Source organism: Streptomyces sp. NPDC088732 (assembly GCF_044751205.1).
In the GTDB taxonomy this organism is placed as follows: domain Bacteria; phylum Actinomycetota; class Actinomycetes; order Streptomycetales; family Streptomycetaceae; genus Actinacidiphila.
Genome location: NZ_JBIVLI010000002.1, coordinates 1 through 19,322, shown reverse-complemented (window position 1 = coordinate 19,322; position 19,322 = coordinate 1). Strand labels below are relative to the sequence as shown.

At 71.0% G+C, this 19,322-nt stretch carries 19 protein-coding genes; 11 read left to right on the top strand and 8 right to left on the bottom strand.

What is annotated here, in order from left to right:
* Window positions 1–6: 6 nt before the first annotated feature.
* Genes ACIP9H_RS02940 through ACIP9H_RS02930 form a run of 3 tightly spaced genes read right to left on the bottom strand, consistent with a single transcriptional unit; the run spans window position 7 to window position 3,192 of the window.
* Window positions 7–894 carry an ABC transporter permease gene (locus ACIP9H_RS02940; RefSeq protein ID WP_401957156.1) on the bottom strand — a complete coding sequence of 296 codons (888 nt, stop codon included), beginning with the start codon at window positions 892–894 and terminating at the stop codon, window positions 7–9.
* 7 nt (window positions 895–901) lie between these two features.
* On the bottom strand, window positions 902–2,095 hold the full coding sequence (locus ACIP9H_RS02935; protein WP_401582519.1) for an ABC transporter substrate-binding protein: 1,194 nt from the start codon (window positions 2,093–2,095) through the stop codon (window positions 902–904).
* Window positions 2,086–3,192, bottom strand: a complete 1,107-nt coding sequence (locus tag ACIP9H_RS02930; RefSeq protein WP_401957153.1) for an ABC transporter ATP-binding protein — start codon at window positions 3,190–3,192, stop codon at window positions 2,086–2,088. The genes ACIP9H_RS02935 and ACIP9H_RS02930 overlap by 10 nt, the downstream gene beginning before the upstream one ends.
* A 112-nt stretch (window positions 3,193–3,304) precedes the next feature.
* Here ACIP9H_RS02930 and ACIP9H_RS02925 point away from each other — a divergent pair, with 112 nt between their 5' ends.
* Both ACIP9H_RS02925 and ACIP9H_RS02920 read left to right on the top strand, forming a co-directional pair.
* Window positions 3,305–4,045: a FadR/GntR family transcriptional regulator gene (locus tag ACIP9H_RS02925; protein WP_401582515.1), complete on the top strand. Its 741-nt coding sequence runs from the start codon at window positions 3,305–3,307 to the stop codon at window positions 4,043–4,045.
* A gap of 53 nt (window positions 4,046–4,098) precedes the next feature.
* Complete coding sequence (locus ACIP9H_RS02920) at window positions 4,099–4,815, top strand: cache domain-containing protein (RefSeq protein WP_401582514.1); 717 nt, start codon at window positions 4,099–4,101, stop codon at window positions 4,813–4,815.
* 313 nt (window positions 4,816–5,128) lie between these two features.
* On the opposite strand, the gene ACIP9H_RS02915 is transcribed toward ACIP9H_RS02920, so the two are convergent.
* Window positions 5,129–5,947, bottom strand: a complete 819-nt coding sequence (locus ACIP9H_RS02915) for a serine hydrolase domain-containing protein (protein WP_401582512.1) — start codon at window positions 5,945–5,947, stop codon at window positions 5,129–5,131.
* Window positions 5,948–6,008: 61 nt separating this feature from the next.
* On the opposite strand from ACIP9H_RS02915, the gene ACIP9H_RS02910 reads away from it, so the two are divergent.
* Together ACIP9H_RS02910 and ACIP9H_RS02905 are read left to right on the top strand one after the other, a co-directional pair.
* Window positions 6,009–6,470 (top strand): MerR family transcriptional regulator, encoded by a 462-nt coding sequence (locus ACIP9H_RS02910; protein ID WP_401582510.1) that lies wholly within the window; start codon window positions 6,009–6,011, stop codon window positions 6,468–6,470.
* A gap of 5 nt (window positions 6,471–6,475) precedes the next feature.
* Window positions 6,476–7,495, top strand: coding sequence for an aldo/keto reductase (locus tag ACIP9H_RS02905; RefSeq protein ID WP_401582508.1), 1,020 nt, complete (start codon window positions 6,476–6,478; stop codon window positions 7,493–7,495).
* Here the strand turns inward: ACIP9H_RS02905 and ACIP9H_RS02900 are convergent.
* The 3 genes from ACIP9H_RS02900 to ACIP9H_RS02890 are packed head-to-tail and all read right to left on the bottom strand — an operon-like array spanning window position 7,456 to window position 10,229.
* On the bottom strand, window positions 7,456–8,241 hold the full coding sequence (locus ACIP9H_RS02900) for a DUF4429 domain-containing protein (RefSeq protein WP_401582506.1): 786 nt from the start codon (window positions 8,239–8,241) through the stop codon (window positions 7,456–7,458). The two genes, ACIP9H_RS02905 and ACIP9H_RS02900, sit on opposite strands and share 40 nt — an antisense overlap.
* Before the next feature lie 54 nt (window positions 8,242–8,295).
* Entirely contained in the window at window positions 8,296–9,492 is a 1,197-nt protein-coding gene (locus tag ACIP9H_RS02895; protein WP_401582505.1) for an alpha/beta hydrolase, read from the bottom strand.
* Between the two features lie 53 nt (window positions 9,493–9,545).
* Window positions 9,546–10,229, bottom strand: coding sequence for a TetR/AcrR family transcriptional regulator (locus ACIP9H_RS02890; protein ID WP_401582503.1), 684 nt, complete (start codon window positions 10,227–10,229; stop codon window positions 9,546–9,548).
* Between the two features lie 107 nt (window positions 10,230–10,336).
* Here ACIP9H_RS02890 and ACIP9H_RS02885 point away from each other — a divergent pair, with 107 nt between their 5' ends.
* On the top strand, window positions 10,337–11,938 hold the full coding sequence (locus ACIP9H_RS02885; protein WP_401582501.1) for an MFS transporter: 1,602 nt from the start codon (window positions 10,337–10,339) through the stop codon (window positions 11,936–11,938).
* A 137-nt stretch (window positions 11,939–12,075) separates the two neighbouring features.
* Window positions 12,076–12,450, top strand: a complete 375-nt coding sequence (locus ACIP9H_RS02880; protein ID WP_401582499.1) for a peptidase inhibitor family I36 protein — start codon at window positions 12,076–12,078, stop codon at window positions 12,448–12,450.
* 72 nt (window positions 12,451–12,522) lie between these two features.
* Here the strand turns inward: ACIP9H_RS02880 and aceE are convergent, their stop codons facing one another.
* Window positions 12,523–15,264, bottom strand: coding sequence for a pyruvate dehydrogenase (acetyl-transferring), homodimeric type (gene aceE / locus ACIP9H_RS02875; RefSeq protein WP_401582497.1), 2,742 nt, complete (start codon window positions 15,262–15,264; stop codon window positions 12,523–12,525).
* 403 nt (window positions 15,265–15,667) lie between these two features.
* Here aceE and ACIP9H_RS02870 point away from each other — a divergent pair, with 403 nt between their 5' ends.
* The 5 genes from ACIP9H_RS02870 (at window position 15,668) to ACIP9H_RS02850 (ending at window position 19,172) form a co-directional block, all read left to right on the top strand.
* Window positions 15,668–16,108: a DUF3052 domain-containing protein gene (locus ACIP9H_RS02870; RefSeq protein ID WP_319662596.1), complete on the top strand. Its 441-nt coding sequence runs from the start codon at window positions 15,668–15,670 to the stop codon at window positions 16,106–16,108.
* A 148-nt stretch (window positions 16,109–16,256) separates the two neighbouring features.
* Window positions 16,257–16,715 carry a peroxiredoxin gene (locus tag ACIP9H_RS02865; protein WP_401582496.1) on the top strand — a complete coding sequence of 153 codons (459 nt, stop codon included), beginning with the start codon at window positions 16,257–16,259 and terminating at the stop codon, window positions 16,713–16,715.
* Between the two features lie 73 nt (window positions 16,716–16,788).
* Window positions 16,789–17,364: a TerD family protein gene (locus tag ACIP9H_RS02860; protein ID WP_360906988.1), complete on the top strand. Its 576-nt coding sequence runs from the start codon at window positions 16,789–16,791 to the stop codon at window positions 17,362–17,364.
* Between the two features lie 67 nt (window positions 17,365–17,431).
* Window positions 17,432–18,007: a TerD family protein gene (locus ACIP9H_RS02855; RefSeq protein ID WP_401582494.1), complete on the top strand. Its 576-nt coding sequence runs from the start codon at window positions 17,432–17,434 to the stop codon at window positions 18,005–18,007.
* Between the two features lie 16 nt (window positions 18,008–18,023).
* Entirely contained in the window at window positions 18,024–19,172 is a 1,149-nt protein-coding gene (locus tag ACIP9H_RS02850) for a DUF475 domain-containing protein (protein WP_401582492.1), read from the top strand.
* Window positions 19,173–19,322 lie beyond the last annotated feature (150 nt).

The following is a 19,322-nucleotide window of genomic DNA, read 5'->3' as shown; positions in this document are numbered from 1 at the left end:
CGGCCCTCACAGACTCTGGAGCGCGCCGGTGCGTCGCACGGCCAGCAGGTAGACGACGATGATCGCGACCGGCACCGTGCCGAGCGCGGCGGCCAGCGGCAGGTCGAGCGTGATGTTGGAGTAGACGACGTTGCCGATGAGCTGGGTCTTGCCGCCGACGATCTGCACCGCGATGTAGTCGCCGAGGCTGAGCGAGAAGGTGAAGACCGAGCCCGCCGCGACCGAGGGCAGCACCATCGGCAGCACCACGGACCTGAAGGTGCGCCAGGTGCGCGCGCCCAGGTCGGCGGAGGCGTCCAGCAGGCCGGCCGGCAGCTGTTCGAGGCCCGCGTGGATCGGCAGGATCATGTACGGCAGCCACAGGTAGGCCAGCACCATGACGGCCGCGGGCAGGCCGTAGCCGGGGCCGCTGAGGCCCAGCGGCTTCAGCACCCAGTCCAGCGGCCCGTTCTCGGAGAGCATGATCCGCCAGGCGTACGCCTTGACCAGGTAGCTGGCCCACAGCGGGGTGAGGACGGCGACGACCAGCAGGTGGCGGTACTTCGGGGCGGCCACCCGCGCGGTGTAGAACGCGATCGGGAAGGCGACGACGATGTCGATGGCGGTCACCGCGACCGCCACACCGAGGCTGCGCAGCGCGACGTCCCGGTAGACCGGGGTCGTCCACAGGGCGTGGAAGTTGTCGGTGCTCCAGACCTTCACCACGTCCGAGGTGAAGGGGTCGGTGGTCCAGAAGGCGGAGAGGAACAGCGCGGCCAGCGAGCCCAGGTAGGCGAGGACGAGCCACAGCAGCGGGGCGGACAGCAGCAGGGACAGCCGCAGCCGCGGGCGGCGGTGCAGGAAGCCTGCCAGCCGCCGCCCGGGCGTGCCGGACGTGGGGATCGTGGTGGTCACCGACGGCTCAGCCCTTGATCTCGGTCCAGGCCTGGACCCACTTGGCGTAGGGGACGCATGTCACGTCGGTGCGGCCGTCGAGGCACTGCGGGATCGGGGTGTTCCAGAAGTGGACCTGCTTCCAGTACGGCTCGTCGGCGGCGTGGAAGACGGTGCAGTGGTTCTTGTCGGCGGTCAGCGCGCAGGACTTGGCGTTCGACGGGGCCTCGCCGAACCACTCGGCGACCTGGGCGTTGACCTTGGGCGAGACGATCCAGTCCAGCCATTTGTAGGCGCAGTTGGGGTGCTGGGCCTTCGCGGAGATCATCCAGGTGTCGGACCAGCCGGTCGCGCCCTCGCTCGGCAGGACGGCGGCGACCTTGGCCTTCTCGGCCTCCGCGAGGTTGGCGATGACCTGCCAGCTGGTGCCGATGACGGAGTCGCCGCTCTTGAACGCGGAGATCTCCTTGAGGTAGTCGCTCCAGTACTCGCCGATGTTGGCGTTCTGCTCCTTCAGCAGTGCCACCGAGGCGTCGAACTGCTTCTGGTCCAGGGCGTACGGGTCCTTGATGCCCAGCTCCGGCTTCGTCTTCATCAGGTACAGCGCGGCGTCCGCGAGGTAGATCGCCGAGTCGTAGGCGGTGACATGGCCCTTGTACGGGGCGGACTTGTCGAACACCGCGGACCAGGAGGTGGGCGCGGGGGAGACCTTGTCGGTGCGGTACATCAGCAGGTTGGCGCCGCGGCCGTGCGGGATGCCGTAGGCGACACCGCCCACCGAGTTCCACTTCTGCATCTTCAGACTCGGGAAGATGTCCTTGTAGTTGGGCACCAGGGCGGTGTTGACCGGGGCGGCGTCGCCGGAGGCGATCAGGCGCAGCGAGGCGTCGCCGGAGGCGGAGACGGCGTCGTACTGGCCGGTCTTCATCAGGCTGACCATCTCGTCGGAGGTGCCGGCCACCTTGGTGTTGACCTGGCAGCCGGTCTCCTTCTCGAAGGGCGTGACCCAGTCGACGGACTTGTCGTTGGAGCCGTCCTCGGCGTATCCGGCCCAGGCGATCAGGTTGACCGCGCCCTCGGTCTTGCCGAGGGTCTTCTGCGCGCTGAGTTTCGGCGGGGTGAAACCGCTCCCGGAGCCGGAGCCCTTGTCGGAGGAGGACCCGCCGCAGGCGGTGGCCAGGGCCAGGACGGTGCAGGCGGCGAGGGTACGGGTCAGACGCACGTGGACTCCGTTTCCGGTGCTGCGGGCTGGACGGTGACGTGGTGGCGGCGGTGCCACTGGAGGCGGACGCGGGTGCCCCGGTACGCGGCGACGTCCGCCGAGGAGGTCTCCCGGTTCTGCTGGAGGGCGGTCACCCGGCCGCCGTCGTCCAGGTCGACCAGGAACCGGGTGGCGTCGCCGAGGTAGACGACCTCGGCGACGGTGCCGGAGACGGTGCGCAGCGCGTCGTCGCCCGTGCCGTCCCCGGCGGGCGCCTTCTCCCCGGGGCCGAGCAGCCGGATCTTCTCGGGCCGGACGCTGTACGTCCCGCTCTCGTCGGTGAGCAGGTTGGACGTGCCGACGAAGCCGGCGACGAAGGGGGTGGCGGGCCGCTCGTACACCTCGGCGGGGGTGCCGACCTGCTCGATCCGGCCGTTGCTGAAGACGGCGATCCGGTCGCTGAGGGCCAGCGCCTCCTCCTGGTCGTGGGTGACGAGGACGAAGGTGATGCCGACCTCGCGCTGGAGCGCCTTGAGTTCGACCTGCATCTGCTCGCGCAGGGTGAGGTCGAGCGCCCCCAGCGGCTCGTCCAGCAGCAGCACCTTCGGGCGGTTGACCAGGGCGCGGGCCAGTGCGACGCGCTGCCGCTGACCGCCGGAGAGCCGGTCGGGGCGGCGCCCGCCGAAGTCCGCCAGCCGGACCGAGGCGAGGGCGGCGCGGACGCGCTCGGCGCGCTCGGCCCGGGGCACCTTGCGGACCTTCAGCCCGTAGGCGACGTTCTGCTCGACCGTCATGTGCGGGAAGAGGGCGTAGTCCTGGAAGACGGTGTTGACGTCCCGCTCGAAGGGGGCGAGGCGGGTGACGTCCCGGCCGGCGAGTTCGACGGTGCCTGCGGTGGGCGTCTCGAAGCCCGCGACCATGCGCAGCACGGTGGTCTTGCCGGAGCCCGAGGGGCCCAGCATCGAGAAGAACTCGCCGTCGCCGATCTCCAGGTCGATCGTGTCGACCGCGTGCACCGGTCCGAACGACTTGTCGAGGCCCCGCAGGCGCACGGCAGGTGTCCCGGCGGGCGATCCGTCGGCCGTCCCCCCGGCCGTTCCGCTGTCCGTTCCCTCCATGGGCGGGGAACCTTTCTGTTCGCGCGGGCGTTGATCGAAAACCTATGAAGTTATATTTCAGAGGACAAGGCCTGGCCGGGGTAAAACTTTCGCCAAGTGAGAAGGTGACCGGGTGAGCAAACTTTCGAATGGCGCGCTGCACGCCGTCTTCGCACCCGTCGGCAACCTCGCCCGGGTGGACGCGGTCGTACGGCGGCTGGCGGACGCCATCGAGCTGGGCCTGCTGGCCGACGGGGAGCAACTGCCCGGCGAGAGCGAACTGGCCACCCGGCTGGGCGTGTCCACGGTGACCCTGCGCGAGGCGCTCATGGCCCTGCGGCAGCAGGGGCTGGTCACCACCCGCCGCGGCCGCGGCGGCGGCAGCTTCGTCACCGCCCCCGGCCGGCCCCGGGACGTCCGGCTCGCCCACCGGCTCGCCGACTGGAGCACCGAGGAACTGCGCGACCTCGCCGACCACTGGGCCGCCGTCGCCGGATCCGCCGCCCGGCTGGCCGCCGAGCGCACCGGGCCGGACGACCTCGCCCCCCTCCAGCGCTCCCTGGAGGAGTTCGAGGCCGCCGACGAACTCACCGCCCGCGGCCGGGTCTACGGCCGGCTCCATGTGGAACTCGCCGCCGCCTCCCAGTCGGCCCGTCTCACCAAGGAGGAGATCCGTATCCAGGCGGAGATCGGAGCGCTAATCTGTCTCGCACTCGGGGAGGACGACGCCCGCGCGGCGGCCGTCGCGCTGCACCGCGCGCTGATCGGCGCCGTGCGCGAAGGCGACGCGGAACGGGCCAGGTCCCTGGCCGAACGGCGGGTGCAGGACGCGATGGAGCGCCTGATCGGACTGCGACTGGCCGCCGCCGGCTGACCCGGGCGCCCCGTACCTCCCGTCCTCCCGCACCGGAGGCATTCGCCGTGGTCATGAGCTCATCAACCGTCGTCGAGTCCGTCGCCGCCGGTGTCGTGGACCGGGTCCGCGCCGCGCTCGAGGACGTCTTCGCCGCCGTCACCCAGGTCGCCGAACGCACCACCGCCGTCGCCGCGGTGCGCGCCGCCGGCCGCGCGCCGACCACCGCCGACCTCGCCGCGCTGCGGCCGCTGCTGCACGACCGGCTGCGCGGCCAGGGCGACTTGATCTCCGGCATCGGCTTCATCGCCGAACCCGGGCTGCTCGGCGACGTACCGGCCTGGCTGGAGTGGTGGCAGACCCACCGCGACGGGGAGTTGCGTCCGCTGCTGCTGGACCTCGACCCGGCGACCTCGGCCTACTCCGACTACACGCACTGGGACTGGTTCGCGCTGCCCCGCGCCACCGGCGAGCGCGCGGTCGCCGGGCCCTACGTCGACTACCTGTGCTCCGACGAGTACAGCCTCACGCTGTCGGTGCCGGTCCGGTACCGCGGGCGCTTCCTCGGCGTGGCCGCCGCCGACGTCTACCTGCGGCACTTCGAGGCCGCTGTGCTGCCGCTGCTGCGGCGGCTGCCCGCTCCGGCCGCATTGGTCAACGCCCGTGGCCGGGTGGCGGCCTCCACCGATCCGCGGCATCTGGCGGGCTCGCTCCTGCGGAGCTTCAGCGGGCGTTCCTGCGGGCCGATCCCGCTGACGCTCGTGACGCTTTCGCGAGCACCGCGTCCGTGAGCGGGCCGGTGCGGCACGGCGGGCGCTTCCTCGGTGCGGCCGCGGCCGATGTCCACCTGCGGCACTTCGAGGCCGCTGTGCTGCCGCTGCTGCGGCGGCTGCCCGCTCCGGCCGCACTGGTCAACGCCCGTGGCCGGGTGGCCGCCTCCACCGATCCCGCTGACGCTCGTCACGCTTCCGACAGCACCGCGTCCGTGAGTGCGGGCCGGAGCGGCGATGCCCACGCGACGGAGCCGGGGAGACGCCCGTTCTCGTGGCCCGGGGGAAGCCGGCTCCGCGGCGCCCGCACCTCGGTGGCGAAGCGCCGGCCGCGTCAGACTTCCGACAGCACCGCGTCCGTGAGCGCGGGCCACAACGGCAGGGCCCACTCGCCGAAGTCACGGTCCGTCAGCACCACGCAGGCCGCGCCGGCCTCCGGGTCGACCCACAGGAACGTGCCGGACTGCCCGAAGTGCCCGAAGGTGCGCGGCGAGGAGGAAGCGCCGGTCCAGTGGGGGGACTTGTGGTCCCGGATCTCGAAGCCCAGGCCCCAGTCGTTGGGGTTCTGGCCGCCGTAGCCGGGCAGCACGCCCCTGAGCCCGGGGAAGGCCACCGAGGTGGCCGCCGCCACCGTCTCCGCGGCCAGCAGCCGCGGCGCCTGCACCTCGGCGGCGAAGCGCACCAGGTCGTCCACGGTCGAGATCGCGCCCGCGCCCGCCGAGCCCGGGCAGTCGGTGGCGTGCATGCCGAGCGGCTCCAGCACGGCCAGCCGCAGGTACTCGGCGAAGGGGATGTCGGCGGCCTTGGCAATGTGGTCGGCCAGCGCCTCGAAGCCCGCGTTGGAGTAGATCCGCCGGGTGCCGGGGGCGGCCATCACGCGGTGCTCGTCGAAGGCGAGACCGGAAGTGTGCGCGAGCAGATGCCGTACGGTCGAGCCCTCGGGGCCGGCCGGCTCGTCCAGCTCCACCGCGCCCTCCTCGACCGCGACCAGCGCCGCGTAGGCGGACAGCGGCTTGGTCACCGAGGCCAGCGGGAAGCGCCGCCCGGTGTCGCCGTACGCTCCCAGGAGCGTGCCGTCGTGGCGGACGACCGCCGCCGCGGCCGTCGGGACAGGCCAGTTCTCTATCGCGCTCAGGCTGCTCAGGCTCCGCATGACGGTGAGCCTAACGAATGGCCTTGCCTGGAGTGCACTCCAGGGTTTTAGCGTGGAACCCATGACCGTGACGCAGGTGGCCAAGAACAAGCCCGGCAGCGTACGCAACTGCGCCGACGAGGCGCCGCAGCCCCTCCCGGCCGGCCGGGACCGCTACACGATCAGCGAGGTGGCGGCCTTCACCGGGCTGAGCGCGCACACCCTGCGCTGGTACGAGCGCATCGGGCTGATGCCGCACGTCGACCGCTCCCACACCGGGCAGCGCCGCTTCACCAGCCGCGACCTGGACTGGCTGGCCTTCGTCGGCAAGCTGCGGCTGACCGGGATGCCGGTCGCGGACATGGTCCGCTACGCCGAGCTGGTGCGGCTGGGGGACCACACCTTCCCCGACCGCCGGGACCTGCTGGAGTCCACCCGGCGCGACGTGCTCCAGCGGATCACCGAGCTCCAGGACACCCTCGCGGTCCTCGACCACAAGATCAACGTCTATGCCGACGCCCCCAGGGCGTCCGAGAGGGCATGAAGCGCATGAGCGACACACACGAGCCGATCGCCAAGGTCGGGCTCGGCACGGACGGCCCCCTGGTCGGCGTGCAGGGCCTGGGCTGCATGGGCATCAGCGAGTTCTACGGACCGACCGACGAGACCGCCGCCCGCGCCACGCTGGAGGAGGCCCTGGCCCTCGGCGTCACGCTCTTCGACACCGCCGACGTCTACGGGCTGGGCGCGAACGAGGAGTTCCTCGCCCCCTTCGTGCGGGCGCACCGCGACGAGATCACCCTCGCCACCAAGTTCGGCATCGCGCGCAAGGCCGACGACCTGCGGTACCGCGGTGTCCGCAACGACCCCGAGTACATCCGGCAGGCCGTCGACGCCAGCCTGCGCCGCCTCGGCGTGGACGTCATCGACCTGTACTACATGCACCGCCGCGACCCGGCCGTGCCGTTCGCCGAGTCGGTGGGCGCGATGGCGGAGCTGGTGCGGGCCGGCAAGGTCAGGCACCTCGGCCTGTCCGAGGTGACCGGCGCCGAACTGCGCGAGGCGCACGCGGTGCACCCGGTCGCGGCGGTGCAGTCGGAGTGGTCGCTGTTCAGCCGGGACGTGGAGGTGTCGCTCGCCGGTGCCGCCGCCGAACTGGGCGTGGCCGTGGTGCCGTACTCCCCGCTCGGGCGCGGCTTCCTCGCCGGCTCCTTCCGGAACGCGTCCGAGCTGGGGGCGGACGACTTCCGGCAGGCCCAGCCGCGCTTCACCGGCGAGAACGCCGAGCGCAACGCCGATCTGCTGGAGCCGCTCCGCGCGGCCGCGCAGGCGCACGACGCCACGCCCGGCCAGATCGCCCTGGCCTGGGTCCAGCAGCGGGCGCAGGTGCACGGACTGGCCGTCGTCCCGATCCCGGGCACCCGCAGGGCCGACCGGGTGCGGGAGAACACCGCCGCCACCCGGATCGTCCTCGACGAGGCCGAGCTCGGCCGGCTGGAACCGATCGCGGGACAGGTCGCCGGTGACCGCTACGCGGACATGTCGTCCACGTCGGCGGCGCGCGAGTAGCCGTCGCGCTCCAGGGCGGGCCGCGACCGCGCGGCCCGCTGGACGGCCGCCAGCACGGCCGCGGCCAGCGGCAGCGACTCGTGGACCGGGCCGTAGCCGAGGCCGAACACCACGGCCGCCGGGTCGTCGTCCGCGCTGCCCGGCAACCGGCCGCCGCCGTCGCGGGGGAGCAGCCGCAGGTGGCCTCGGGGCGCCTCGGGTGAGCGCCACTCCAGGCCGGTCAGCCCGGCGACGGGGAAGTGCTGGTCGCCGGCCCGCCACTTGGGCGTGGAGGCGCCGGTCCAGGACCACCGGAAGGTCACCGTGTGCCCGTCGAAGGACGCCCGCCCGTCGTACGCCTTGAACGACAGCGGCGGCGCGGGGACGTCCACGAGGTGGCGCGGGGCCGGCTCGTCCTCACCGGCGCCCAGGGCGCCGATCGCGGTCAGCAGCCGCTCGGCGCACTGCTCCGCGAGCGGTTGGCCGGCGGTGGGCAGCACCAGGCGGTAGGGGTCGGCGGCCTCCTTGAGCTGGCCGTCCGCCGCGTCCATCAGAGGGTCGGCGCCGCGCCGCGGCAGGGCGCGCAGCACGAGGGTGCCGCGTCTGCCCGGCGCGAGCTCCACGCCCGTCAGCGCCGCGTAGGGGACGCGGCGCTGACCGAGGACCTGGAGCAGTCTGGAGTTGCGCAAACCGCGCTCGTAACGGATGAGGACCGCGTCGGCATCGAACTCCCATACGGCGTTGGATCCGGCCAATACGTCACCCATACGAGTCATCGTAGGCCGGGTTCCCGCCGGGGGAACCCGCCGCGTCAGGCCGGTCTAGGCCACGCCCGCCGTGCAGGACCGCCCCTGGGCGCAGCGGATGTCCGGAAAGCGCCCCAGCGCGATACGGGTGAAGTTGGCGAGGCTGCCGGTGCCCGAGCGGAAGTAGCCCGCGTGGCCCTCGGCGCCGTCGGAGCTGACCACCCGGGCGCCGAAGTCCCGCGAGACCGGGTCCGCGCCGTGGCCCAGGCCCGCGATCTCCAGGTGCGGCACGTCGCCGATCCAGTCCGAGCTGTCGCGGGTCGCCCACACGCGGGCGCCGGTGCGCAGATCGGCCGCCCGGTCCACCCGCATGCCGGGGCTGCCGAAGACCGTGATGTCCGAGACCCGGCCGGCCGGCAGGCCCGGCGCGGCCACCCCGCACAGCACCGAGCCGTACGAATGGCAGAACAGCGCGACGTCGCCGCGCGTCGGCAGCGCCCCCACCAGGGCGGTCAGCCGGACGGCACCCTGCTCGGCGAGTTCGCCGGTGGACGCGTCCAGGCCCACGCCCAGCGGGGTGGTCCAGTCCGCCCACGCGATGACGGCCGTGCGCGCCCGCGGGTCGGCGGCCCGCTCGGCGCCGTACAGGGAGCGGGCCATGCCCACCGGGGCCCGGTAGGGGAGGGCGGTGCGCTCGAAGGACATCACGTCGGTGTCGACCCCGGGCACCACGATCGAGACCCGATGTGCGTGCTGGAGGTCGCCGAAGACCTCGGCGACCCGGCCCCGGCCCGCGGGGTCGAAGGCCAGGATCTGCCGGCCGGGCCGCTGGAGGGAGGCGTAGCGGCTCGCCCGGCCGGCCGCGTCCTGCCGGCCCTCGGTGGTGAGCAGGGGGCTGTGCGAGCGGGCGTTCTCCCGGGCCCGCTCGGTGCCGAGCGCGATCCGGTTGGCCTGGTAACGCAGGGCCAGTGGCGCGCCGTTGAGGTTGCCCACGATCAACGGGTAGCGCTTCGCCAGGCGCTGGGCCTGCTTCGGGGCGAGTGTGCCGAAGAAGCGTGCCAGCGCCTTCGCCCCCGCCTGCGGGTCGGGCAGCGCACGGCCGCCCACCGTCCCGTGCCGCCAGGCGGCCAGGGCAACGGACTTGGCGTCGTTGTCACCTTGGTGATGACGCAGCGCCGTCCAGCCGGTGGTCGACAGCATGACGAAGACCACGGCAAGAGCCAGGAGGGCGCGCAGGGAGGGGGAGCTGAAACGCTCGTCGGCGAAATTCACTGCGTGCCACCATAGGAGACGCCGCAGGTCCCCTGAGCACGCCGTGACTCAAGTCACGTTTGAAAGAAGGAGATTCCGGACACACCCTTGTGCTCGTCCCACGGTTGTGTCAGCACGGGGACCAGCAGGGCCAGGTGCTCCTCGGTGATCCTGCGGATCGACTCCACGGTGGTCTCGTCGCCGTCCCCCCACAGCCGCTGGGCGGCCCTCAGCACCCCGCCGACGGCGCCCACGAGCACCCGCGGCCGCGGGTCGGCCGCGTCCAGTCCCTCGCGTGCGGCGATGACGGCCGCCAGTCGCCCCTCCACCACCGACGAGCGGCGCAACTGCGCGGCCAGCAGCGTCGGCGTCGACTCGATCACCCGGTACATCGCCATGTACGTCGGCAGCGGCACGACGGCCACGATGAGCGCGCCGATGCCGTCCCACGACGCCCTCAGCGCCGCGTGCAGCGCCTCGAACGGCGGCTCGCCGGGCGGCCGGGCCGCCACCGCGGTGACATAGGCGTCCTCGACGGTGTCCTCCAGCGCGAGGGCGACCTCCTCCTTGCCCGCGAAGTAGCGGAAGAAGGTGCGCTGCGAGACGTCCACCGCGTCGGCTATCTCGTCGACGGTCGTCCCGTCGTACCCCTGCGCCACGAACAACTCCACCGCGGCCCGCACCAGCGCGTCACGCGTGCGCTGCTTCTTGCGTTCCCGCAGACCGCACACGGGCGTCTTGGGCATCGCGTACGTCATCTGCCGTCCACCTTTCGGGACCCCCTTCGAACCGGTCGCGCTTCCTGTCAGTAACCGACGGATGAATGCTTTGGTCAAATGTCAGATGCTGCCATAATCTCTTGCCCATGACCCAAGCCTCCGTCGTCACCGACCAGGCACCGGAGCCCATACCGGCGCCCTCCAAGAAGCCCCTCCGCGGCCATCCCTGGCTGACCCTCTTCTCGGTAGCCATCGGCGTCATGGTGGTGGCGCTGGACGGCACCATCGTCGCCGTCGCCAACCCGGCCATCCAGGCCGACCTCGGCGCCTCCCGCGAGCAGATCCAGTGGATCACCACCGGGTACATGCTCGCGCTCGCCGTGTCGCTGATCACCGCCGGCAAGCTCGGCGACCGCTTCGGGCACCGCCAGACCTTCCTGATCGGCCTCGCGGGCTTCGCCCTCACCTCGGGGCTGATCGGCCTCTCCAGCGGGGTCGGCATGGTGATCGCGCTCCGCGTGCTGCAGGGTGTGTTCGGCGCGCTGCTCCAGCCTGCCGCGCTCGGCCTGCTGCGGGCCACCTTCCCGGCCGAGAAGCTCAACATGGCCATCGGCATCTGGGGCATGGTGATCGGCGCCTCCACCGCCGCCGGGCCGATCGCGGGCGGTCTGCTGGTCGAGCACGTCAACTGGGAGTCCGTCTTCTTCATCAACGTGCCCGTCGGCCTGGTCGCGCTCGCCTTGGGCCTGGTGATCCTCAAGGACGTCCGCGCCGAGAAGGCGCCGCGGTCCTTCGACATCCCCGGCATCCTGCTGCTCTCCGGCGCGATGTTCGGCCTGGTGTGGGGCCTGATCAAGGCTCCGGAGTGGGGCTGGGGCAATGCGCAGACCCTGCTCTTCCTGATCGGCTCCGTGCTGCTGTTCGTGCTGTTCGCGTTCTGGGAGACCAGGGCCTCCGAGCCGCTGATCCCGCTGCGGATGTTCCGCTCGGTACCGCTGTCGGCGGGCACCCTGCTGATGGTGCTGATGGCCTTCGCCTTCCTCGGCGGCCTGTTCTTCGTCACGTTCTACCTGCAGAACGTCCACGGGATGTCGGCGGTGGAGTGCGGTGTCCATCTGCTGCCGCTCACCGCGATGATGATCGTCAGCTCGCCGGTCGCCGGCCTGCTGATCACCAAGTTCGGCCCCCAGGTGCCGCTGGTCGGCGGCATGGTCTGCACGGCGGTCGCCATGTTCGGCATGACCGGCCTGGAGGCCGACTCCGGTTCGCTGATCATGTCCCTGTGGTTCGCGCTGCTCGGCCTCGGCCTCGCCCCGGTGATGGTCGGCGCCACCGACGTCATCGTCGGCAACGCCTCGCTGGAGCTGTCCGGCGTGGCCGGCGGTCTCCAGGGCTCCGCCATGCAGGTCGGCGGCAGCCTCGGCACCGCCGTCCTGGGGACGGTCATGGCCTCGCGGGTGGACAGCGCGCTGCCCGAGAAGTGGGCCGCCGCGGGGCTGCCCCCGCTCAAGGGCGACCAGGCCGCGCAGGCCGCCGACGCGGTCGTGGTGGGTGTGCCGCCGGTCGCCCCGAACACCCCGGCCGAGGTCGTCGCGATGATCACGAAGGTCACGCACGAGACCTTCCTGTCCGGGATGGGCCTGGCCTTCACGGTCGCCGGCGTCGTGGCCGCCTTCGCGGCGGGTGTCGCCTTCCTGACCCGGCGCGGCGTCAACGCGGACGCCGCGGGCGGCGCGGTGCACGTCTGACACGGGTGAACTCCCTATCAGGGTGATCGAGGCCCGGGGCCCTTGGCGGCCCCGGGCCTCGTCGTTCACGGTGGTGCTCCGTACCGGTGCCTTCGGGTGCCGCGACGACGCCGTACCGACAACGGGGAGTGATCCACATGCGCCGTGCCCTGACCCTGACCCTGACCCTGCCGCTCGCCCTGGCCGCGAGCGCCGCCGCCCTGGTGTCCCCCGCCGCGGCGGGCGCGGCCCCCGCGGGCGGCTGCGACCCCGGCGAACTGTGCCTGTGGGCCCGGCCGGACTACGGCGGCACCCGCGCGGTCCACGAACTCGCCGACACCGACGTCAACTCCTGCGTGCCGCTGCCCGCCGGTGTCACCGCGAAGTCCTTCGCCAACCGCACCCGCAAGCTCGTGACGACCTACCAGAGCGCCGAGTGCTCCACCGAGGGCGACTTCGAGACGTTCCCGTCCGGCACATGGGTGCCCGAGTCCCGGCACACGATCCGGGCCTTCCAGATCGTCGACCAATGACGCCGTGCAGACAGGCAGACGGGCAGGGCCCCCACCGCGACCGCGGTGGGGGCCCTGGTGGAGCGGGGACCGTCAGGCGTCGCCGCCGGCCGCGCCGGGGTCGGCGGCGGCCACGTCGAGCAGCTGGTAGCGGTCGATCGCCTGCTTCAGCACCGAGCGGTCGATCTTCCCCTCCTTGGCGAGCTCGGTGAGCACGCCGAGGACCACCGACTGCGCGTCGATGTGGAAGAAGCGCCGCGCCGCGCCGCGGGTGTCCGCGAAGCCGAAGCCGTCCGCGCCCAGCGACTGCCAGGTGCCGGGCACCCAGCGCGCGATCTGGTCCGGAACGGCCCGCATCCAGTCGGAGACGGCCACGAACGGGCCCTCGGAGCCGGAGAGCTTCCGCGTCACGTACGGGACGCGCTGCTCCTCCTCCGGGTGGAGCAGGTTGTGCTCCTCGGCCTCGACCGCGTCGCGACGCAGCTCGTTCCAGGAGGTCGCGGACCAGACGTCGGCCCGCACGTTCCACTCCTCGGCGAGGATGCGCTGCGCCTCGAGGGCCCACGGCACCGCGACACCGGACGCCAGGATCTGCGCCGGGACCGCGCCCGCCTCGCCGGCCTTGTACTTGTACAGGCCCTTGAGGATGCCGTCGACGTCGACGCCCGCCGGCTCGGCCGGCTGCACGATCGGCTCGTTGTAGACGGTGAGGTAGTAGAAGATGTCCTCGTTCGCCTCGGGCGTCCCGCCGTACATGCGGCGCAGACCGTCCCGCACGATGTGCGCCATCTCGAAGCCGTACGCCGGGTCGTAGGCGACCACGGCCGGGTTCGTGGAGGCGAGCAGGTGCGAGTGGCCGTCGGCGTGCTGCAGGCCCTCACCGGTCAGCGTGGTGCGGCCCGCGGTGGCGCCGAGCACGAAGCCGCGCGCCAGCTGGTCGGCCATCTGCCAGAACTGGTCGCCCGTGCGCTGGAAGCCGAACATCGAGTAGAAGACGTAGACCGGGATCAGCGGCTCGCCGTGCGTGGCGTAGGCCGAGCCCGCGGCGATCAGCGAGGCGGTGCAGCCCGCCTCGGAGATGCCGTCGTGCAGCATCTGGCCGGTCGGGGACTCCTTGTAGGCCAGCAGCAGCTCGCGGTCGACCGACTCGTACGTCTGGCCCAGCGGGTTGTAGATCTTGGCCGACGGGAAGAGCGAGTCCATGCCGAAGGTGCGGTACTCGTCGGGGGCGATCGGCACGAAGCGCTTGCCGATCTCCTTGTCCCGCATGAGGTCCTTCAGCAGCCGGACGAACGCCATGGTGGTGGCGATCGTCTGCTGGCCGGAGCCCTTGCGGGTCGCCGCGTACGCCTTGTCGTCCGGCAGCGCAAGGGGCTTGGCACGCACGACGCGGGTCGGGACGTAACCGCCCAGGCCCTTGCGGCGGTCGTGCATGTACTGGATCTCCTCCGAGTTCCGGCCGGGGTGGTAGTACGGCGGGGCGCCGGACTCCAGCTCCTTGTCGGCAATCGGCAGGTGCAGCCGGTCGCGGAAGCGCTTGAGGTCGTCGACCGTCAGCTTCTTCATCTGGTGCGTCGCGTTGCGGCCCTCGAAGTTCGGGCCGAGGGTCCAGCCCTTGACGGTCTGGGCCAGGATCACGGTCGGCTGGCCCTTGTGCTCGCGGGCCGCCTTGTACGCCGCGTAGATCTTGCGGTGGTCGTGGCCGCCGCGGCCGAGGTGCAGCACCTGGTCGTCGGTGAGGCCCTCGACCATCGCGCGCAGGCGCTGGTCGTCGCCGAAGAAGTGCTCGCGGATGTACGCGCCGGTCTCGGTGGCGTACGTCTGGAACTGGCCGTCGGGCGTGGTGTTGAGCTTGTTCACCAGCACGCCGTCGCGGTCCTGGGCCAGCAGCGGGTCCCAGGTGCGGTCCCAGATCAGCTTGATGACGTTCCAGCCGGCGCCGCGGAACTGCGACTCCAGCTCCTGGATGATCTTGCCGTTGCCGCGCACCGGGCCGTCGAGCCGCTGGAGGTTGCAGTTGACGACGAAGGTGAGGTTGTCCAGGCCCTCGCGGGCGGCCAGGGACAGCTGGCCGAGCGACTCCGGCTCGTCCATCTCGCCGTCGCCGAGGAAGGCCCACACGTGCGACTGCTCGGTGTCGGCGATGCCGCGCGCCTGCATGTAGCGGTTCATCCGGGCCTGGTAGATCGCGCCCAGCGGGCCGAGGCCCATGGACACGGTCGGGAACTCCCAGAAGTCCGGCATGAGCCGCGGGTGCGGGTAGCTGGACAGGCCGTAGGGCGCCTTGGACTTCTCCTGGCGGAACGCGTCGAGCTGAGTGGCGGAGAGCCGGTCCAGCATGAAGGCGCGGGCGTACACACCCGGGGAGGCGTGTCCCTGGAAGAAGATCTGGTCCCCGCCCTTGCCGTCGTCCTTGCCCCGGAAGAAGTGGTTGAAGCCCACGTCGTAGAGGGAGGCCGAGGAAGCGAAGGTGGCGATGTGGCCGCCGACGCCGATGCCGGGACGCTGCGCACGGGACACCATGACCGCCGCGTTCCAGCGGGTCGCGTTCAGGATGCGGCGCTCGATCTCCTCGTTGCCGGGGAAGAACGGCTCGTCCTTGGTCGCGATGGTGTTGACGTAGTCCGAGCTGCGCATCTCGGGCACGGCCACGCGCCGCTCGCGCGCGCGCTCGATCAGCCGGAGCATCAGGTAGCGGGCGCGCTCGCGTCCGCGCTCGTCGATAGCGGCGTCAAGCGAGTCGAGCCATTCCGCCGTCTCCTCGGGATCGAAATCCGGGACCTGGCTGGGAAGGCCGCCAATGATGATCGGGTTGCGATCTGATCCGGAAGCCACGCTAATCCTTCGCTGATAGATAGTGCTACGGGGTCACGCCGCCTCCATCGTGTACCGCGCGTTCGGGATACGTCATCTCTACTGAGCGGTAACCGTAACGTAGCGCCACAGACCCACCTGCAAGGCCCCTGGCGGGGCTCCTGTGTGGCTTCCGGTGGCCGAGCGACCAAATCGCAACTGTACGCCCACTCGGACGTACGACCGACCGCGACTCCGATTCGGGAGAAATGCTGGCATAGTGGAGTGAGCCACGTCACCCTTCGCAGTTCGGGTTGCGGTGACACGTCAACGTTTGGGCGGGATGGGCGGCCGGGTACTTGCGCGATCCGCCGCGCCCGTGTGGACTACCGCCCATAACCCCGCACAGGAGCGGGAAGACAACCCCCATGACAGGAGGCAGAGCGTGAGCGCGACCGCGGGCCACGCGGAGGAGCGGACCAACCCGGCAAGCCGGCTTGGTTTCGAGCCCGGACAGGTGGTCCAGGAGCTCGGCTACGACGACGACGTCGATCAGGAGCTCCGTGAGGGTATCGAGGAGATCACGGGCGAAGAGCTCGCGGACGAGGACTACGACGACGTCGCCGACGGTGTCGTCCTGTGGTTCCGCGACGATGACGGCGACCTGACCGACGCCCTGGTCGATGCCACGTCCGCCGTCGACGACGGCGCCCAGATCTGGCTCATGACCCCGAAGACCGGCCGTGACGGGCACGTCGAGCCGAGTGACATCGGAGAGGCCGCGCAGACCGCCGGCCTTGCTCAGACCAGCAGTGTCAACGTCTCCAAGGACTGGACCGCCAGCCGGCTCGTGACTCCGAAGTCGGCGAAGGCCGCCAAGCGCTGAGGCGTTCAGGACGGACCCTGGGCCCCCGCGGCAGCATGCCGCGGGGGCGTCTTGCATGGGGTCCGGCGGGCAGTGGTTGACTGGACGGCCGGCCGGCCGGGCCGCGAGGGTCCCGGCGCCGCCCCGTCACCGGAAAGGTGTGTCCCGTATGGCGCTCGGCGCAGGAGAGCAGGCCCCCGACTTCGAGCTGAGGGACCAGCACGGCCGGACCGTCCGGCTCTCGGACTTCCGCGGCGCCAGGAACGTCGTGCTGCTGTTCTTCCCCTTCGCCTTCACCGGCGTCTGCACCGACGAGCTCTGCGCGCTGCGCGACGCGCTCCCGGCGTTCCAGAACGACGACGTGCAGCTGCTGGCGGTCTCATGCGACTCCATGCACACCCAGCGCGTCTTCTCCGACCAGGAGGGCCTGGACTACCCGCTGCTGTCCGACTTCTGGCCGCACGGCGAGGTCTCCCGCGCCTACGGCGTCTTCGCCGAGGACAAGGGCTGCGCGGTGCGCGGCACCTTCGTCATCGACAAGGAGGGCGTGATCCGCTGGACGGTCGTCAACGGCCTGCCGGACGCGCGTGACCTGAACGAGTACGTCAAGGCGCTCGAAGCCCTGTAGCCGGAGGGAACCGGGTACTACCCTCAGGGCGTTGATCCTGTTACGAGCGACACGCGACGACATGGGAGGACTCGTGGGAGTCAGCCTCAGCAAGGGTGGCAACGTTTCGCTGACGAAGGAGGCCCCCAACCTCACGGCCGTCGTCGTCGGCCTCGGCTGGGACGCCCGCACCACCACGGGCGCGGGTTTCGACCTGGACGCCAGTGCCCTGCTCACGGGCACCGAGGGCAAGGTCCTCTCCGACCAGCACTTCGTCTTCTTCAACAACCTCAAGAGCCCCGACGGCTCCGTGGAGCACACCGGTGACAACATCACCGGTGAGGGCGAGGGCGACGACGAGCAGATCAAGGTGAACCTGGCGGCCGTCCCGGCCGAGGTCTCCAAGATCGTCTTCCCGGTGTCGATCTACGAGGCCGAGACCCGTCAGCAGTCCTTCGGCCAGGTCCGCAACGCGTTCATCCGCGTCGTGAACCAGGCCGACAACAACGAACTGGCCCGCTACGACCTCACCGAGGACGCCTCCACCGAGACCGCCATGGTCTTCGGCGAGCTGTACCGGCACGGTGCGGAGTGGAAGTTCCGGGCCATCGGCCAGGGATACGCCTCCGGCCTGCGCGGCATCGCGCAGGACTTCGGCGTCAACGTCTGATGTCCAGGGTCGTGCGGTCCGTCCGCCCGGGGCGGGCCGCGCACCCCGGCTGGGGGAGGAGAACAGTATGGGCGTGACGCTCGCCAAGGGAGGCAATGTCTCCCTCACCAAGGCCGCACCGAATCTCACACAGGTGATGATCGGGCTGGGCTGGGACGCGCGCTCCACCACCGGAGCGCCCTTCGACCTGGACGCGAGCGCCCTGCTGTGCGCCTCGGGGCGGGTCCTCGGCGACGAGTACTTCGTCTTCTACAACAATCTCAAGAGCCCTGAGGGCTCGGTCGAGCACACCGGGGACAACCTCACCGGCGACGGCGACGGTGACGACGAGATCCTGATCGTCGATCTCGTGGCGGTCCCGGAGCGGGTCGACAAGATCGTCTTTCCGGTCTCCATCTACGAGGCGGACCTCCGCGGCCAGACTTTCGGCCAGGTCAGCAACGCCTACATCCGAGTGGTCAACCAGCTCGACCAGAGCGAACTGGCCCGGTACGACCTGTCCGAGGACGCGTCCAGCGAGACCGCAATGATCTTCGGCGAGCTGTACCGCTACGGCGGCGAATGGAAGTTCCGGGCCGTTGGCCAGGGGTACGCGTCAGGGCTGCGGGGTATCGCCCTAGACTTCGGGGTCAACGTTTCGTAAAGGGATTGGATATCCAGTGCTCCTCCGTACATTCGGCTGGTCGCTCGGCGTCACTGCCATCGGCTTGGCCCTCGCCGGCTTCCTGTGGGGTGCGGAAGGTCTCGCACTCGTCGCGATCCTCTCTGTCCTGGAGATCTCGCTCTCGTTCGACAACGCGGTGATCAATGCCGGGATCCTCCGGAAGATGAATGCCTTCTGGCAGCGCATCTTCCTGACGATCGGCATTCTGATCGCCGTCTTCGGCATGCGCCTGGTCTTCCCGATCATCATCGTGTCGATCACGGCCAAGATCGGACCGATCGACGCGATCGATCTGGCGATCAACAACAAGGACCAGTACGAACACCTGGTGACCTCCGCCCACCCGGCGATCGCCGCGTTCGGCGGAATGTTCCTGCTGATGATTTTCCTGGACTTCATCTTCGAGAGCCGTGAGCACACCTGGCTGTCCTGGCTGGAGCGCCCGCTGTCCAAGCTCGGCAAGCTGGACATGCTCTCGGTGGTCGTCGCCCTGGTCGTGCTGCTGGTCACCGCCACCACCGTGGCCACCGCGGTGGCCCACGGCGGCGGCGACAAGACCTCCACGGTGCTGCTCGCCGGCGTCGGCGGTCTGATCACCTACCTCGTTGTCGGCGGCATCTCCAGCTACTTCGAGGACCGCCTCGACGAGGAGGCCGACGAGGCCGACGAGGAGCTGGAGGAGGTGGCCGGCGGCGGCAAGCCGAGCGGCAGCGGCTCCAGCGCCGTGGGCCTGGCCGGCAAGGCGGCCTTCTTCCTCTTCCTCTACCTCGAGGTCATCGACGCCTCGTTCTCCTTCGACGGCGTCATCGGCGCGTTCGCCATCTCCAACGACATCTTCATCATCGCGCTCGGTCTCGGCATCGGTGCGATGTACATCCGGTCGCTCACCGTGTACCTGGTCCGCAAGGGCACCCTGGACGACTACGTCTACCTGGAGCACGGGGCGCACTACGCCATCGGCGCCCTGGCCGTCATCCTCCTGGTCACCATCAAGTACGAGATCAACGAGGTCATCACCGGCCTCGTCGGTGTCGTCCTGATCGGCGCCTCCTACTGGTCGTCGGTGGTGCGAAACCGCCGCCTCGGGGAAAGCTCCGAGCAGCGGGACGACAACGACAAGACGGAAGTGACGAGCGGGGTCTGACCCCCGGCGCACGACCGGACCGTGCCGCCCCCCCCCCCCCCCCCGGGGGGGGGGGGGGGGCCGGGCGGGGGGGGGGGGGGCCCCAATGTGGGAAATTGTGGGGGCCCGCCGCGGCGTCAAACTGCAGGTCGACCACGCGCACCGGGACAC